The sequence below is a fragment of the Methylosinus sp. LW3 genome (assembly GCF_000527115.1).
In the GTDB taxonomy this organism is placed as follows: domain Bacteria; phylum Pseudomonadota; class Alphaproteobacteria; order Rhizobiales; family Beijerinckiaceae; genus Methylosinus.
Genome location: NZ_AZUO01000001.1, coordinates 3,514,561 through 3,530,095 on the forward strand (window position 1 = coordinate 3,514,561; position 15,535 = coordinate 3,530,095).

Below are 15,535 nucleotides of genomic sequence, written 5' to 3' on the forward strand. Positions count from 1 at the left end.
TCGGCGGCTCGCGCTTCTTTAGTGGCGAATGCCGATCGCTTCCGTGTCAGGCCGTGATGAAGGCGCCCTGACGGAGAGTCGCGTCACCACGCTCCTTGTGCTCGATCTCGCCGGTCTTCACCTTGTCGAGATAGCGCTTGAAGTAGGTGATCGCCGACTGCTCGATGAACTCGAAGGCGAATTCATCGACCGGATCGATGCCGGCCTTGACCAGATCGTTCTTCGGGCAACCACCGATCTTCGCGACGAACACGGCCGTGCAATCGTTGATCGCGCGGATGATCGTGTCGAGGCTGTCCTCCTCGCCATAGCCGCCCTGGCAATACAGGTCGACACGACGATGACCGACGAACTTCGCGCCATGGGTGCTGAGCTCGTAGATCTGGAACTCCTTGGCGTGGCCAAAGTGCTCGTTGACGCGGCCAGAGCCCTTGGTCGCCACGGCGATCAGGATCTTGATGTCGACATTGTCCTCGCCGGCGAGCGTCGCCAGCTCGGCGTTCTTGGCGGCGGCGACCTTCAGACGCTCTTCCTCGACCTTCGTCTGATAAGCCTTGCGGCTCTCGAGATCATAGGTCACTTCCATGGCCATGATCTTGTCGGTCGTGAACTCAGCGCTGCGATCCTCGCCGAGCAGCCCGACCGCGTCGGCGCGGCACTGGCGGCAATGGCGCATCATGTTCATCTCGCCTTCACAGCTGTCCTGCAGCGCCTTCAGCTCTTGAGCCGTCGGGCCGCGCTGGCCGTTGAGGCCGAACACGGTGCCGTGCTCGGGGGAGGAGATGAGCGGCATGATGTTGTGCAGGAACGCCCCGCGCGACTTCACGGCCTTGTTCACCTCGACGAGATGCTTGTCGTTGATGCCCGGGATCATGACCGAGTTGACCTTGCACAGAATGCCGCGCTCGGTCAGCATCTCGAGGCCGCGCATCTGGTGCTGCGTCAGGATCTCGGCGGCCTCGCGGCCATAGATGCGCTTATGCTGCCAGTAGATCCAGGGATAGATCTGCGCGCCGACGTCCGGATCGACCATGTTGATGGTGATCGTGACGTGATCGACATTGTACTTGGCGATCGTATCGACATGCTCCGGCAGAGCCAGACCATTCGTCGACAGGCAGAGCTTGATGTCCGGCGCAGTCGCGGCGATCAGCTCGAAGGTCTTGAAGGTCTTCTCCGGATTGGCGAGCGGGTCGCCCGGGCCGGCGATGCCGAGAACGGTCATCTGCGGGATCGTCGACGCGACGGCCAGAACCTTCTTGGAGGCCTGCTCGGGCGTCAGCTTCTCGGAGACGACGCCGGGGCGCGACTCATTGGCGCAATCATATTTGCGATTGCAGTAGTTGCACTGGATGTTGCACGCCGGAGCGACAGCGACGTGCATGCGGGCGTAGTGGTGATGCGCCTCCTCGCTGTAGCAAGGATGGTTCTTGACCTTGTCCCAGATTTCCTGCGGCAGGTCGTTTTCACCAGCCGCCGTGCCGCAGCTCGCCTTGCCGCTGCCGCCCGAGGTGCCGCAGCCCTTATGCTCAGCGACCTTCTGCATCACGTCGTCGATCGATTCAGCCCCGCCGATGTCGACGGTTTCAGTAGATAGAGATTCCATGTTCGGTTCCTCACGATTTGAAGAGTTTCAAACCCTTGCGGAACGCAGTCGCGACATATCCGTCTGCCATTGCACCGGCGCTGTCGCGGAAGCGGTGTCCGGGCACGAGGTTCGCAACAAGCATGCCATGCTGATTTGATGACCTAAAGACCTGAAATTATGAGAAAACTGTCGTTTGTTTGGAACCTGTCCAAATACCGACACATGTCGGAAAGCGTCAGAACCAGCTGTCGCGAACGCGACACTTCGACGCAAAACCCGCGCGAGCCCAGGGAAACGGCGCAATATCGCTCTCTCCATGTGGCCTTGATCGCCCTCGTTTCGGGCGTTGCGCTCGGTCCCTCGATCGCGCGCGGCGCCCGGCGGCCTTTTATTGGCGCGAGATTTGCTCGCGGGCGCGTTATGAACGACCTCACCCGTGAAAACGATCTCGTCGACTTCGGCGAGCTTTCGCCCGCCGTCAATGAACTCTTGCAAAAAGGCGTCCTGGCCTATCGGAACGATCGAGCGCGCGCGGACGAATTGTTCCGTGAGGCGCTAGAGCTGTCTCCCCATGAGCTGCCGGCCTATTACTGCCTTTATAAGATTCATACTTATATGGGGAATCTGGAAGTCGCCTGGACCGTGGCCAATCAGGGCCTCGCCGAGGCGACGCGGCAAGCTGGCTGGGCGCTCGACCCGCATAGCTGGCCGCCGAAAGAAACGGCGCCGGGCACGGCCGAGCGCTTCGCATTGTACACTTTAAAGGCTTTGAGCTTCATTCAGCTGAAGCGGGGCAACAAGGCGGAAGCGATGGAAAACCTCGGGATTTTGCAGGTGCTGGACCCGCCGGGCCACGTCGGCTGGACGGTAATCTACGAGCTCGCGCAAGGGGTTGCGTGAAGCCGGGGTGGCGCGCCGCCGGGAGCGGAGCGAAGAATTGCCACGGCGACGGCATGTTAGTTGCTAAACATTCCAGGGTGAACTATCGAATTCCCGCGGAACGTCAGGCACGTCGATGGGATACGAAGCTGGAAGCAGCATGAACACGGCTCAGGCTCGCGCGTTCGACCCGAGCGAATCTGCTCTCGTCGGAATCTACGAAATTTCGAAATTACTGGCCTCGCCCAACCGGCTCGAGAAGACGCTGGCGGGCGTGCTGGCGCTGCTGTCGAGCTTTCTCGACATGCGGCACGGCCTCATCGCTCTGCTCGACACGCATGGCGACCCGGAAGTGGTCGTCGGCTCGGGATGGAGCGAAGGGAACGCCAAGAAGTTTTTCGAGCATCTTCCCGAGCGGGCGGTCGGCCAGATCGTCGCGACCAAGATGCCGCTGGTGGTCGAGAATGTCGCCGCCTCGCCTCTGTTCGAAGGCACGGATCTCTCCGAATGGGGTCCGACTGACGGACAGCCCTTCTCGCTGATCGGCGTGCCGATCAAGGAGGCGGACGCGGTGGTCGGCACATTGACGGTCGATCGCGTCTATAGCGATCGGTCTTCCGTTCGCTTCGACCACGACGTGCGATTCCTGACAATGATCGCCAATCTGGTCGGCCAGACCTTGCGGCTGCACAAGCTGATCGCGCGAGACCGCGAGCGGCTGATGCAGGAGAAGGCCAGGCTGGAGAAGGGCGATCGGCCGGCGGCGCATTCGGCGCATATAGAGGCGCGGCTGGACGGCATCAAAGGGATCGTCGGCGAGAGTCCGGCGGTGCGTGCGGTCGTCGACAAGATCCGCATTGTCGCCAAGGCCAAATCAACCGTGCTGCTGCGCGGCGAGTCGGGCACCGGCAAGGAGCTGTTCGCGGCCGCGCTCCACAATCTTTCGCCACGGCAGAGCAAGCCTTTCGTCAAGCTGAACTGCGCGGCCCTGCCCGAGAGCGTGCTAGAGTCCGAGCTGTTCGGCCATGAGCGCGGCGCCTTCACCGGCGCGGCGGCCCTGCGCAAAGGGCGTTTCGAGCTCGCGGACGGCGGCACGCTGTTCCTGGACGAGATCGGCGACATCACGCCCGCCTTCCAGGCCAAGCTGCTGCGCGTGCTGCAAGAGGGCGAGTTCGAGCGCGTCGGCGGCACCCGCACGATGAAGGTCGACGTGCGCTTCGTCTGCGCCACCAATCGCAATCTCGAGGAAGCGGTGCAGAAGGGCGAGTTCCGCGCGGATCTCTATTACCGCATCAGCGTCGTTCCGATCTTCCTGCCGCCGCTGCGCGACCGAAGAGGCGATCTGGCGCCCCTCGCCAATGAATTCCTGCGGCGCTTCAACAATGAGCAGAATGTCCATCTGAGCTTCTCCGATTCGGCGATGGAAGTGCTCAGCGAATGCAATTTCCCGGGCAATATTCGCGAGCTCGAGAATTGCGTTTATCGGACAGCGACTTTGGCGCGCAACGACTCGATCGTGGACAAAGACTTCTCTTGCCGCAATGACGGCTGCCTCTCCTCCGTTCTGTGGAACGGCTCGCGCGAGTCGACGATCGGCGGATTGCACCCGCCGAGCTTCACGCCTCTGCCGATCGTCTCCAAGCCGCAGGCGCCCCCGCCGCCGCCGGCGCGGCCTCCCGTGGCGCGACCGCCGGTCGTCGAAGAGCCCGCGCCTGTCGTCGCGGCGCAACCCGCGGCGGCGTGTCCAGGCGCAGAGAACTGTACGGTCATCGAGACGGATCATCGGTCCGATCGCGACAAGCTCATCGAGGCGATGGAACAGGCCGGATGGGTGAAAGCCAAAGCGGCTCGCCTGCTCGGGCTTACCCCCAGACAAATCGGCTATGCGCTGCAAAAATATGATATCCCTGTAAAGAAGTTTTGATTCCTGGAAAGAAGACGGCTCCACAATGGCCGCAGAACCGGAAAGAATAAGCGACGATCCGCTCGACTGGCGCGGTCGCCCCATCCGCTGCAGGGAATGCTCCCATGTGGCGCTCAATCTCGAGGGGCTCTGCCGCAAGGGATCCGCCTGTGTGCGCGATCGCCGGGCCAAGCGTGTCGATCTCTTCTTCCGCGGACATCCGCATCTCGCGGATTCCTACCTCGATCACGCCTATTTCGAGGTGCGCGCCCGTGCGGCGCGCTACGCCTCGGTGCTGCGTCTGCCGCCGCTGCTCGACGATCCAGAGCCGGAGGTGCGGGCCACGGTCGCATCGCGCCTGCCGGCGTCGCGCATCGCCCATCTCGCGCATGATCCAGAACCACGCGTGCGCATCGTGGCCGCCAATCGGCTCGAAGGCGCCGCGCTCGTCGCAATGTATTCGGACCCGGATTATCTGGTCCGCATCCATGTCGTGCGGCGCATCGCGCCGGATTTGCTGAGCATGGCCGTCCATGACGAGGACCCGGAGGTGCGCCGCTGGGTCGCGCGCCGCATTCCGTTGGAGCGGCTGCATCTTCTCGTGAAGGATCCGGAGCCGCTCGTGCGCCTCGTCGTCGCCGAGCGCCTGCCGGAAGATCGCCTCGCCGCCATGAGCAAGGACGAGGATTTGCGTATTCGCTTCACTGTCGCGGAACGCTGCTCAGCGGAACAGCTGCCCTCTTTCCTCGATGACGAGGACGAGCTGGTCCGCGCCTGCGCGCAAGCGCGGCTGGAAGGCAATTGATCATCACTGTCGATCAACGAACCAGGCAGGGCGTATTCTGACAATCATGTCGGAATACGCGCACGCTTTCTCTCGGCCCCGCCGGCGCCTCGCCAGACATAAAAAAGCAATCCAGAGCCGGTGCGGCCCCTGGATTGCGTGGTCGTGTGCGAGCGTAAGGTCGTGTCAGACCGGACGATTCTCGTTGCGGTTGCGCACCGGGCCCATGACTTCCAGGCCCTTCTCGAAGGTGATCTTCTCGAAAGTCTGATCGAAGGCTATGCCCGCGTTGGCCACGGCGTCGATCTTGCCACCGATCGACAGCTTCTTGAGATCGTTCTTCTCGATGTAGAACAGCTCGAGCAGCTCGTTATAGACCGTCGATTCGTCGATCGGCAGCACGTAGAAATTAATGCCGTCGATCTCGACCTGATATTTGCTGAGCAGGTCGATATTGTTGGCAAAGATGAAATATTTGCCATCCGGGGCGAGCAGCCCCTTCAGCACTTCGGCGACGTATCCGAGATGCTCGAAGGAGAGGAGCCACTGCGCGAAGAAGTCGAAGGTGGGCTTGCCGGCTTCCGCCACCGCAATGACCTGATCGGAGCAGAGCTCCGGCGGGCGCGCCTCATCGGCGAACTGTTGGGCGAATTTCAGGGCGAGCTTGCCGCGGAAGCCGAAGCGCCCGGCCTTCTCCGTCGGTCCCTTGTGAACCGGGCTGAGCAGCCGCTTCTGCTCGTCCAAAGTCGCAAACGCCGTTTCAGTGATGCTTGTCATGTTGATTATCCGGATCGTTACGTAGCCAATCCGCCAGTTTGGCGAAGTTCTGCTTCAGGGAGTCACGCAGTCTCACATCATCGACCACCTCATCGAGCGCGCCAGTCATGCAGGCCATCCACGCGTCGCGCTCGGCGGCTCCGATCGCGAAGCCCATGTGACGCATGCGCAGCCGGGGATGTCCCCGCTGTTCCGAATAGCTCTTCGGTCCGCCCAGCCATTCGGCCAGATAGAGCTTCAGAACCGCCTTTGTGGGGCCGAGATCGATCGCATGCATGGCGCGAATGCCCCGCGCCTGCGGCAGCTCGTCCATATTGCGGTAGAACGTCTCGACCAGACGGTCGACCGCCTCCTGGCCTCCGATGACGTCGAATGCGGTCTTTGTCGATTGCACGGCGTCCATTGTCATGCCTCGCGAGCTAGCAATTCATATGCCGAAGCATGGGCCTACCACAGGGCGCTCGGCGGCGCGACGCCCCTGCCCAAAACCGCGAATGCGCCGCCCGATTTCGGCCGCGTCACGAGAATAAAGAGGCACGGCAAGACGCAATTTTATGCATTTGCGCGGCCGGCGCCCGAATTCGGCGCTGCTCGCCCTTGACAGGGCCGGGGGCTGCTTCCTATGTCATCGCCAGCCTGCTGGCACTCACCCCTCATGAGTGCTAATAGGCATTTTATTCAATCTTTCGCCCGCGCGCTCCGGCCGGGCAGCAACGAAGGAAGACGACATGGCGTTCCGTCCCCTCCACGACCGCGTCGTGGTCAAGCGCCTCGAAGGCGAAGACAAGACCAAAGGCGGCATCATCATTCCGGACACCGCGAAAGAGAAGCCCGCCGAGGGCAAGATCATCGCCGTCGGCCCCGGCGCCCGCGACGAGAGCGGCAAGCTCGTCGCCCTCGACGTGAAGGAAGGCGACCGCGTGCTGTTCGGCAAATGGTCCGGCACCGAGGTCAAGATCGACGGCGAAGATCTCCTCATCATGAAGGAAAGCGACATTCTGGGCGTGATCGCCTGAGCCGCTAGACCCTCGCACCTTATTCTCTTCAACGGAGCCGAACGAAAATGGCAGCCAAGGACATTCGTTTTTCCTCCGACGCGCGCGACCGTATCCTGCGCGGCGTCGAAATCCTCGCCAATGCGGTGAAGGTCACTCTCGGCCCCAAGGGCCGCAACGTCGTCATCGAGAAGAGCTTCGGCGCTCCCCGCATCACCAAGGACGGCGTCACCGTCGCCAAGGAGATCGAGCTCGCCGACAAGTTCGAGAATCTCGGCGCGCAGCTCGTTCGTGAGGTCGCCTCCAAGCAGAACGACACCGCCGGCGACGGCACCACGACGGCGACCGTGCTCGCCGCCGCCATCGCCAGGGAAGGCGCCAAGGCCGTCGCGGCCGGCCTCAACCCGCAGGATCTCAAGCGCGGCATCGACCTCGCGGTCGAGGCGGTCGTCGCCGATCTGAAGAAGAACTCCAAGAAGGTCACCTCCAACGACGAGATCGCCCAGGTCGGCACCATCTCGGCCAATGGCGACAGCTTCATCGGCCAGGAGATCGCCAAGGCGGTGCAGAAGGTCGGCAATGAGGGCGTGATCACGGTGGAAGAGGCCAAGAGCCTCGACTCCGAGACCGTCATCGTCGAGGGCCTGCAGTTCGACCGCGGCTATCTCTCCCCCTACTTCATCACCAACGCCGAGCGTCTCGTCGCGGAGCTCGAGGACCCCTACATCCTCATCCACGAGAAGAAGCTGTCGAGCCTGCAGCCGCTGCTGCCGGTCCTCGAGGCCGTTGTGCAGACCGGCAAGCCGCTGCTCATCATCGCCGAGGACGTCGAGGGCGAGGCTCTGGCCACGCTCGTCGTCAACAAGCTGCGCGGCGGCCTGAAGATCGCGGCCGTGAAGGCTCCGGGCTTCGGCGATCGTCGCAAGGCTCAGCTCGAGGACATCGCCATCCTCACGGGCGGCCAGGTCGTCTCCGAGGATCTCGGCATCAAGCTCGAGAACGTCACGCTTCCGCTGCTCGGCAAGGCCAAGCGTATTCGCATCGACAAAGAGAATACGACGATCATCGACGGCGCCGGCGAGAAGAAGGACATCGAGGCTCGCGTCGCTCAGATCAAGGCTCAGGTCGAGGAAGTCACCTCGGACTATGACCGCGAGAAGCTCCAGGAGCGTCTCGCCAAGCTCGCGGGCGGCGTCGCGGTGATCCGCGTCGGCGGCGCGACCGAGGTCGAGGTGAAGGAGAAGAAGGACCGCGTCGACGACGCGCTGAACGCCACCCGCGCCGCGGTGCAGGAAGGCATCTCCCCCGGCGGCGGCGTCGCCCTGCTGCGCGCCATCGCCGCTCTCGCCGATGTCAAGGTCGCCAATTCCGACCAGCAGACCGGCATCGCGATCGTCCGCAAGGCGATCCAGGCTCCGGCTCGTCAGATCGTCGACAATGCCGGCGGCGACGGCGCGGTCGTGGTCGGCAAGCTGCTCGAGTCCACGGACTACAGCTTCGGCTATGACGCCCAGACCGGCGAATATGGCGATCTCGTCAAGCTCGGCATCATCGACCCGACCAAGGTCGTCCGCACCGCCCTGCAGGATGCTGCTTCCATCGCCGGCCTCATCGTCACCACCGAGGCGACGATCACCGAGCAGCCGAAGAAGGACGCCGGCCCGGCTCTGCCGCCTGGCGGCGGCATGGGCGGCATGGACTTCTGATCCTCGCTACCCTCGCAAGAGACAAAGAAGGCCCCGGAGAAATCCGGGGCCTTTTTTGATTCCCGCCCCCTCGACCTGTGTGCGGCGGCACAGCGGCAGGACCGAAAATCTTCATATTGGGCAATGTTCAAACGGTCGGACGCCGAAGGGCGCGACGCAAGGAACAAAGCAAAAGCGGCCTTCGGCCACAGCTCGAATGAAGAGGTCTCACAATGTTCAAGCGCATGATTTTGACCCTTGGTCTCGTCACCATCGCCGGCTCGGCGTCCGCTGCCGTTCAGCTGAACGGCTTAACGCTTAACGCGCTCAGCAAGAACGCGCTCACGCAGAACGCGCTCACGAAGAACGGGCTCACGGTAAATGGCCGCGACCTCAACGCCCTCGCGAAGAACGCGCTCGTCGATAATGGCGTGAAAGCCAACGGAGTGAGCTCGAATCCGTCCCGCCAGAATGGGCTGCGCGTCATCTCGATCGAGCTGCCGCAGGCGAAGTGATTTTTCGGCGAACCGACGAAAGAGGTCTTACGATGTTCAAGCGAGTCATTTTCACTCTCGGTCTTTTCGCTTTCAGCGGCTCCGCCATGGCGGCTGTGTGCACGAGCTGCGGTTACAACACCATCTCGACCAATGGAGTCTCGCTCAACGCGGTCGCCGCCACGGGCGGGAAGACCGCCGGCGCGAACGGCTGGCGCATCCTCTCGGTCGAGCTGCCGGCCGGCGCCTCGACCGCGAAATAATCTTCCGCGATCCTGGGACGGCCGGCTCGCGCCGGCCGCCGCCACCGCCGAGAAAGCAAAGAACCATGCACAGCAAGCTCTTCTCCCGGCTCTCGCTCGTCTGCGCCGCGCTTTCCCTCTGCGCGAGCGCGCGAGCCGCCGAATTGCAGTCGCTCGACGTCGTCGGCACGCATTTCAAGGCGACATTGTCGGACGAGCGCGTGCTCGACTCCGCGCAGTTGGTCGGCGCGACGCTGACCGTCGCCGGCGCCGCCGGAGGAACGAAGATTCGCATCGACGCGGTCGAGCCGGATCCCCTCCTCGCGGCGCATCCGGAAGCCGAGCGCGACGCGGTCCTGCTGCACAGCTTCTCCGTCCAAGGCGCCGACGGCGAATGGACAAATCTATGCGAGGCGGGTCCTGACGGACGCCGCCAGGGCTTTCCCATCGCCGGACGCGCCCGCGGCGACGGCACGATCGCGCCGGCCGAGCGGGGCGTCTTCGAGCTCACCTGCACCGGCGGCGCGCAGGGCAAATGCGTGCGCTTCGGCTATCATCCTTGGGAGACGCGCGCCGGCGGACCCTCGGCGCGGGCGCTCTACGACGCCTGCATACGTCTCGTGCGCGCCGATTATTCGGGCGACGGCAAGGGCACGACGCGCAACGGCCAGCCGATCGACATTTATGATTTCCTCGGCGTCCAATCGCCCGGCAATGATCCGGCGCATGACTTCGAAGCGGGCTTCTCGCCCGAGGGGGCCGTCTGCGTGCGCCATGTCCGCGTCAAGGAGAATACGAGCCTCGACGCGCTGGCGACGAGCAGCGCGCGGCTGAAAGGACGAACGGGGGACATCTGCACGGAAGAATTCGCCCGCGCCAATGGCGCGATCCTCTTCGTCCGCTCCCCGCCTTGAGTCGCCTTGCGGCGCGCTCGATCGGCGCTGGAGTTCGGAGCGAATTCCGATCGATCGAGCCGGGCCGCCGCTCGCGCCGACGCGGTCGCCGTCCCATCCGCTGCGCAGGCCGCGACCGCGACGATTGCGACATTGCAGGAAGGCGCGCGCTCGTCTAGCATGATTCTGCTTCGCCCCTCGACGGGCGAGGCGCAAGCGCAAGAGCACGAGGGGAGAGCAATGGCCGATCATCACGAGACTTCGTCAGACATTGCGGAGCATCTCGCCACCTATAACGGCTTTCTGACGCTGCTGAAGGTGGGAACGGCGGCCAGCGTCGTGACCCTGGCGCTGATGTATTTCTTCCTCGCGCGCTAAAGACCCGGCGCGTCGATCGCCGACGCGCCGCTCCACGGGTTCCCTCTACAGTTTCTGACCGAATGCGAACCGCGCGGCCATCCGGCCACGCGAAACCGATTCTCCGCAAAATGGAGTTTCGTCAATGCGCATTGCTGTTCAAGCCGAGACTGACAAGAACGAGACGCGCGTCGCTGCGACGCCGGAAACCGTCAAAAAGTTCAAGAACCTCGGCGCAGAAGTCGTGGTCCAATCGGGCGCCGGAGCCATATCCGGCTTTTCCGACGCCGATTACGCCGCCGCCGGCGCGGCCATAGCGCCGAGCGCAGCCGCCGCCTCCGACAATGCCGAAGTGGTGCTGCGCGTGCGCCGACCGGCGCCGGGCGAGCTGTCCGGCATAGCGCGCGGCGCCGCAATCGTCGCCATCGCCGATCCTTTCGGACATGAGAAAGAGCTGGCCACGCTCGCGCAAACCGGCGCAACGCTCTTCGCCATGGAATTCATGCCGCGCATCACTCGCGCGCAGGTCATGGACGTCCTCTCCTCCCAGGCCAATATCGCTGGCTATCGCGCCGTCATCGACGCCGCGGCGGAATATAGCCGCGCCATTCCGATGATGATGACGGCGGCAGGCACGGTCCCGGCCGCCAAAATTTTCATCATGGGCGTCGGCGTCGCCGGCCTGCAGGCGATCGCAACGGCGCGCCGGCTCGGCGGCATCGTCTCGGCCACCGATGTGCGGCCCGCCACCAAGGAGCAGGTGGAATCGCTCGGCGCGAAATTCATCGCGGTCGAGAATGACGAATTCCGCCAGGCCGAGACCTCCGGCGGCTACGCCAAGGAAATGTCGCCGGAATACCAAGCCGCGCAGGCGGAGCTGGTCGCGGCGCATATCGCCAAGCAAGACATTGTGATCACGACGGCGCTGATCCCCGGCCGGCCGGCTCCGAGACTCATTTCGGCGGCGGCGGCGCGATCGATGCGCGCGGGCTCGGTCATCATTGATCTCGCGGCCGAGCGTGGCGGCAATTGCGAGCTGACCAAGCCCGGCGACACGATCATCGACAATGGCGTGAAGATCGTCGGCGCGGTCAATCTCGCCGGCCGCCTGCCGGCGACGGCCTCCAGCCTCTACGCAAAAAACCTGCTCGCCTTCGTCGAGACTCTCATCTCCAAAGAGACGAAGACTCTCGCCATCGATTGGAACGACGAATTGGTGAAGGCGACGGCCCTCACCCGCGACGGCGCCGTCATCGATTCGCGATTTGCGGCTTGATCACGCCGGCCCCGCGAGGGCCGCGCGAAGAAAGGGCGTTGGCACATGGCATCCGACACGACTCAGCAAATGCTCGAAACGGCCCGCCGCGCAGCCGAAGCGACGCGGCAGCTCGCCGATCAGGCGCAATCCTATTCCGATCAGCTGGCGCAAGTGGCGGCGGCGGCCTCCTCGCACGGGCTCACCGGCGGCGTCGATCCGGTCGTCTTCCGCCTCGCGATTTTCGCGCTGGCGGTTTTCGTCGGCTATTATGTCGTCTGGTCGGTGACGCCCGCGCTGCACACGCCGCTGATGTCCGTCACCAACGCCGTCTCCTCGGTCATCGTGGTCGGCGCGCTGCTCGCAGTCGGCGTCGACCCAAAGGCCGACGCCAGCGGCGGCGCGTGGTGGGCGCAATGGTTCGGCTTCGTCGCGCTCGGCCTCGTCAGCGTGAATATTTTCGGCGGCTTCATGGTCACCGAACGTATGCTGTCGATGTACAAGAAGAAGGGCTGAGCCATGAGCGGCAATCTCGCGGTCCTTCTCTATCTCGCCGCCGGAATTTTGTTCATTCTGGCGCTGCGCGGCCTGTCCTCGCCGGCGACGTCGCGACAGGGCAATCTCTACGGCATGATTGGCATGGGCGTCGCCGTGGCGACGACGCTGCTGCTGCGCGCGCCGAGCTTCAGCGGATTTCTATTGATGGTGTCGGGCGTCGCCATCGGCGGCGGAATCGGGGCGTGGCAGGCGCGCACCGTGCTGATGACGGAAATGCCGCAGCTCGTCGCCTTGTTCCATTCCTTCGTCGGCCTCGCCGCGGTTCTGGTGGCGGGCGCGGCGTTCAATGCGCCGCAGGCTTTCGGCATAGGCGCGCCCGGCCACATCGAAGGGGGAAGCCTCTTCGAAATGTCGCTCGGCGCGGCGATCGGCGCGATCACATTCTCCGGCTCGATCATCGCTTATATGAAGCTCGCCGAAAAGATGAGCGGCAAGCCGTTCCTGCTCGCCGAGCGTCACACGATCAATATTCTGCTCGGGCTGGCGCTGCTCGGCTTCATCGTCCTGTTCGCGACGACGGAGAGCGGCTTCTGGCTGTTTCTCATCATTCTCGTCGCTTTCGTGCTCGGCGTGACGCTCATCATCCCCATCGGCGGCGCCGACATGCCGGTCGTCGTGTCCATGCTCAATTCCTATTCGGGATGGGCGGCGGCGGGCATCGGCTTCACGCTCGGCAATCTCGCGCTCATCATCACCGGCGCGCTGGTCGGCTCCTCGGGAGCCATCCTCTCCTACATAATGTGCAAGGGGATGAACCGCTCCTTCGTCTCCGTCATTCTCGGCGGCTTCGGCGGCGAGACGGTGGCGGCGACAGGCGCGGTGGAGAAGCGCCCGGTCAAGCAGGGCTCGGCGGAGGACGCCGCTTACATCATGCAGAACGCCGGCAAGATCATCATCGTGCCGGGCTATGGCATGGCGGTGGCGCAGGCGCAGCATGCGCTGCGCGAGATGGCGGACCTTTTGAAAAAGGAAGGCGTCGAGGTGAAATACGCCATTCATCCCGTCGCCGGCCGCATGCCCGGCCATATGAATGTGCTGCTGGCCGAGGCCAATGTTCCTTACGACGAGGTCTTCGAGCTCGAGGACATAAATTCGGAATTCGCCCAGGCGGATGTCGCCTTCGTCATCGGCGCCAATGACGTGACCAATCCTTCCGCCAAGACCGATCCGCAATCGCCGATCTATGGCATGCCGATCCTCGATGTCGAGAAGGCGAAGACGGTTCTGTTTTTAAAGCGTGGCATGGGCTCCGGCTATGCCGGCGTCGAGAATGAGCTGTTCTTCCGGCCCAATACGATGATGCTGTTCGGCGACGCGAAGAAGACCGTGGAGCAGATCGTCAAGGCGCTGGCGCATTGATCGAAGGCAGCGGAAGCGCCCCCTCCCTCACCCTCCCCCGCTGATGCGGGAGAGGGAAACGGCAAGCATTTCGCGAAATCTCGATGAAACGCGCAATCTGCCCCCTCTCCCGCGAAACGGGGGAGGGTTGGGGAGGGGGCGCTCAGCGCCGCGCGGCCTGACTGGCTATGCGCAACAGCGCGCGTCCCGCTTCCATCTCCGCCAGAGCGGCATTGGCGCGGGCGCGATGATTGGCGTCGCGCAAGGCCGGCAGCAGCGCCGCCACTTTCGCCGCGGACCAGATGCGCAAATGCTGCTCGAGCTGCGGCCGCTGCGAGAAGCCGAAACCGCTGCGCATCAAAATGGTGATGCCGAAATCTGGCCGCCCCTCGCGATCCACGGTGAGCCGCGCGCGATGCAGCGCCATCGCGTAGCGCAGCGCGCCGTTCAATAGCTGTCCGGCGTCGCCGCCACCGGCGACCGCTCTGTCGAAGGCTTCGCCCGCGGCGTCGGCCTGCCCCGAGAAAGCGTCCAGCACCAAGCGATCGGAGGCGATATTGGAGGCGTGCGCGACAATGTCCTCGACATCGCCGGCCTCGATCGCGCTCGCGCCATGCTTATAGAGCATCAGCTTGGCGAGCTCGGAACGGCTCATGCGGCGATCCTCGCCGAGCGCCGCCTGCAACAGCAGCCGCGCCTCCGACGTGACGGAAAAACCCGCCTCGCGCAGGCTGTTGTCGATCAGCGCATGCAGATCCTGCTCATCGTCTGGATTGCATTCGACAGCGGCGGCGATTTTGGACGGCTCGATCAGCTTGCGCAGCGGCGCATCGCGCTTCAGCGCGCCGGCGGTGAGCACGACGGCGCAATCCACAGGCGGCGCGGCGAGCAATTGCTCGAGCGGCGAGAGAATGGATTTGCCGCCCGTCTCGACGATGATCGCACGCCTGCCGCCGAACAGCGGAATCGTATTGGCCTCGTCGAGCAGCGACAGCGGATCCGCGGCCACGGCGTCGCCGCTCATCTCCACACATTGGAACGGATCATGCCGATCGTCGACGCGCTGCGCGACAATGGCGAGCGCGCGCTCGCGCACGAGGCCGGCGTCGGCGCCGTGGAGCAGGAACAGGAAGATATTGGCCGGCGGCGCCTTCACGAAGCGCTCGGCGTCGCGGGTCTTGATGGCGGTCATGGGCGCTCGGGTAACGGCGAGTAGCGAGTAGCTCTACTCGCTATTCTCTCTCACTTCGCCAAAGCCGTCGACACCCGCGTGCGGATCATATCGGAGATGACCTTGGCGTCGCGAATCTCGCCGTCGCGCGCGGCGCGCACATTGGCGAGACGATTGCTGAAACGGTCGTAGCTGGCGACGCCGAAAGCGACGCCTTTGGTGATGACCTGCTCGTCGGCGATATTGATCAGCCTATATTCGGCGTCGACGATCACCGTCGCCGATGTCGCGCGGCCGGTGACCGTATCGAGGATCGGCGTCTGCACGCGCTCCTTCAGCTCGACCTTGAGCCGATAGCGCGGCGGAACCTCCGAGCCCGTGCCGTTCAAGGCGAAGATCAGCTCGTTGCGGACGTAATGCCCGACGCGGTCGGGAATGGGATCGACCGCGACCGCCTGCAGCTCCGCCGTGAGCGGGGCGTCGGTTCCGATGGGGCCATAGAGCGGCTGCACCGTGCAGGCCGAGAGCGCCAGAGCGGCAAAGACAGCCGGGCCACCGCTGGAAAGGGCGCGCCACACCCTCCCCTTCAGGGGGAGGGTCGGACCGCGAAGCGGTC

17 protein-coding genes are annotated in these 15,535 nt (G+C 64.0%); 12 read left to right on the top strand and 5 right to left on the bottom strand.

Annotation, left to right across the window (positions count from 1 at the left end; all coding sequences use genetic code 11):
- Positions 1-46 precede the first annotated feature (46 nt).
- Complete coding sequence (gene nifB / locus METLW3_RS0117615; RefSeq protein WP_024881147.1) at positions 47-1,606, bottom strand: nitrogenase cofactor biosynthesis protein NifB; 1,560 nt, start codon at positions 1,604-1,606, stop codon at positions 47-49.
- Between the two features lie 402 nt (positions 1,607-2,008).
- Here nifB and METLW3_RS0117620 point away from each other — a divergent pair, with 402 nt between their 5' ends.
- From METLW3_RS0117620 to METLW3_RS0117630, 3 genes are all read left to right on the top strand, one after another.
- Positions 2,009-2,488, top strand: a complete 480-nt coding sequence (locus METLW3_RS0117620) for a hypothetical protein (RefSeq protein ID WP_024881148.1) — start codon at positions 2,009-2,011, stop codon at positions 2,486-2,488.
- Positions 2,489-2,627: 139 nt separating this feature from the next.
- Positions 2,628-4,391: a nif-specific transcriptional activator NifA gene (gene nifA / locus METLW3_RS0117625; RefSeq protein ID WP_026599439.1), complete on the top strand. Its 1,764-nt coding sequence runs from the start codon at positions 2,628-2,630 to the stop codon at positions 4,389-4,391.
- A 25-nt stretch (positions 4,392-4,416) separates the two neighbouring features.
- Positions 4,417-5,175 carry a 4Fe4S-binding leucine-rich repeat protein gene (locus METLW3_RS0117630; protein ID WP_026599440.1) on the top strand — a complete coding sequence of 253 codons (759 nt, stop codon included), beginning with the start codon at positions 4,417-4,419 and terminating at the stop codon, positions 5,173-5,175.
- 165 nt (positions 5,176-5,340) lie between these two features.
- Here the strand turns inward: METLW3_RS0117630 and METLW3_RS0117635 are convergent, their stop codons facing one another.
- On the bottom strand, positions 5,341-5,931 hold the full coding sequence (locus tag METLW3_RS0117635) for a hypothetical protein (protein WP_024881151.1): 591 nt from the start codon (positions 5,929-5,931) through the stop codon (positions 5,341-5,343).
- On the bottom strand, positions 5,915-6,334 hold the full coding sequence (locus tag METLW3_RS0117640) for a group II truncated hemoglobin (RefSeq protein ID WP_036308997.1): 420 nt from the start codon (positions 6,332-6,334) through the stop codon (positions 5,915-5,917). Before METLW3_RS0117640 ends, METLW3_RS0117635 begins: the two co-directional genes overlap by 17 nt.
- Positions 6,335-6,659: 325 nt before the next feature.
- Between METLW3_RS0117640 and groES the strand changes: the two genes are divergently transcribed.
- The 9 genes from groES (at position 6,660) to METLW3_RS0117685 (ending at position 13,769) form a co-directional block, all read left to right on the top strand.
- The gene (gene groES / locus METLW3_RS0117645) at positions 6,660-6,947 is read left to right on the top strand and encodes a co-chaperone GroES (RefSeq protein ID WP_018267899.1); all 288 of its coding nucleotides are present in this window, start codon (positions 6,660-6,662) and stop codon (positions 6,945-6,947) included.
- Between the two features lie 47 nt (positions 6,948-6,994).
- Positions 6,995-8,632 carry a chaperonin GroEL gene (gene groL, locus METLW3_RS0117650; protein WP_024881153.1) on the top strand — a complete coding sequence of 546 codons (1,638 nt, stop codon included), beginning with the start codon at positions 6,995-6,997 and terminating at the stop codon, positions 8,630-8,632.
- 212 nt (positions 8,633-8,844) lie between these two features.
- Positions 8,845-9,126, top strand: a complete 282-nt coding sequence (locus METLW3_RS0117655) for a hypothetical protein (RefSeq protein ID WP_024881154.1) — start codon at positions 8,845-8,847, stop codon at positions 9,124-9,126.
- Between the two features lie 32 nt (positions 9,127-9,158).
- On the top strand, positions 9,159-9,368 hold the full coding sequence (locus METLW3_RS0117660) for a hypothetical protein (protein WP_024881155.1): 210 nt from the start codon (positions 9,159-9,161) through the stop codon (positions 9,366-9,368).
- Positions 9,369-9,433: 65 nt separating this feature from the next.
- Positions 9,434-10,261 (top strand): ADYC domain-containing protein, encoded by an 828-nt coding sequence (locus METLW3_RS27010; protein ID WP_024881156.1) that lies wholly within the window; start codon positions 9,434-9,436, stop codon positions 10,259-10,261.
- Positions 10,262-10,420: 159 nt separating this feature from the next.
- The gene (locus METLW3_RS0117670; RefSeq protein WP_245267397.1) at positions 10,421-10,618 is read left to right on the top strand and encodes an aa3-type cytochrome c oxidase subunit IV; all 198 of its coding nucleotides are present in this window, start codon (positions 10,421-10,423) and stop codon (positions 10,616-10,618) included.
- Positions 10,619-10,742: 124 nt separating this feature from the next.
- Positions 10,743-11,873 carry a Re/Si-specific NAD(P)(+) transhydrogenase subunit alpha gene (locus METLW3_RS0117675; RefSeq protein WP_024881158.1) on the top strand — a complete coding sequence of 377 codons (1,131 nt, stop codon included), beginning with the start codon at positions 10,743-10,745 and terminating at the stop codon, positions 11,871-11,873.
- 45 nt (positions 11,874-11,918) lie between these two features.
- Positions 11,919-12,368, top strand: coding sequence for an NAD(P) transhydrogenase subunit alpha (locus METLW3_RS0117680; RefSeq protein ID WP_024881159.1), 450 nt, complete (start codon positions 11,919-11,921; stop codon positions 12,366-12,368).
- A 3-nt stretch (positions 12,369-12,371) separates the two neighbouring features.
- Positions 12,372-13,769: an NAD(P)(+) transhydrogenase (Re/Si-specific) subunit beta gene (locus METLW3_RS0117685; RefSeq protein ID WP_024881160.1), complete on the top strand. Its 1,398-nt coding sequence runs from the start codon at positions 12,372-12,374 to the stop codon at positions 13,767-13,769.
- Between the two features lie 142 nt (positions 13,770-13,911).
- Here METLW3_RS0117685 and holA read toward each other — a convergent pair whose 3' ends face one another.
- Positions 13,912-14,940, bottom strand: a complete 1,029-nt coding sequence (gene holA, locus METLW3_RS0117690; RefSeq protein ID WP_024881161.1) for a DNA polymerase III subunit delta — start codon at positions 14,938-14,940, stop codon at positions 13,912-13,914.
- A gap of 50 nt (positions 14,941-14,990) precedes the next feature.
- Positions 14,991-15,497 (bottom strand): LPS assembly lipoprotein LptE, encoded by a 507-nt coding sequence (lptE, locus tag METLW3_RS0117695; protein WP_024881162.1) that lies wholly within the window; start codon positions 15,495-15,497, stop codon positions 14,991-14,993.
- Positions 15,498-15,535 lie beyond the last annotated feature (38 nt).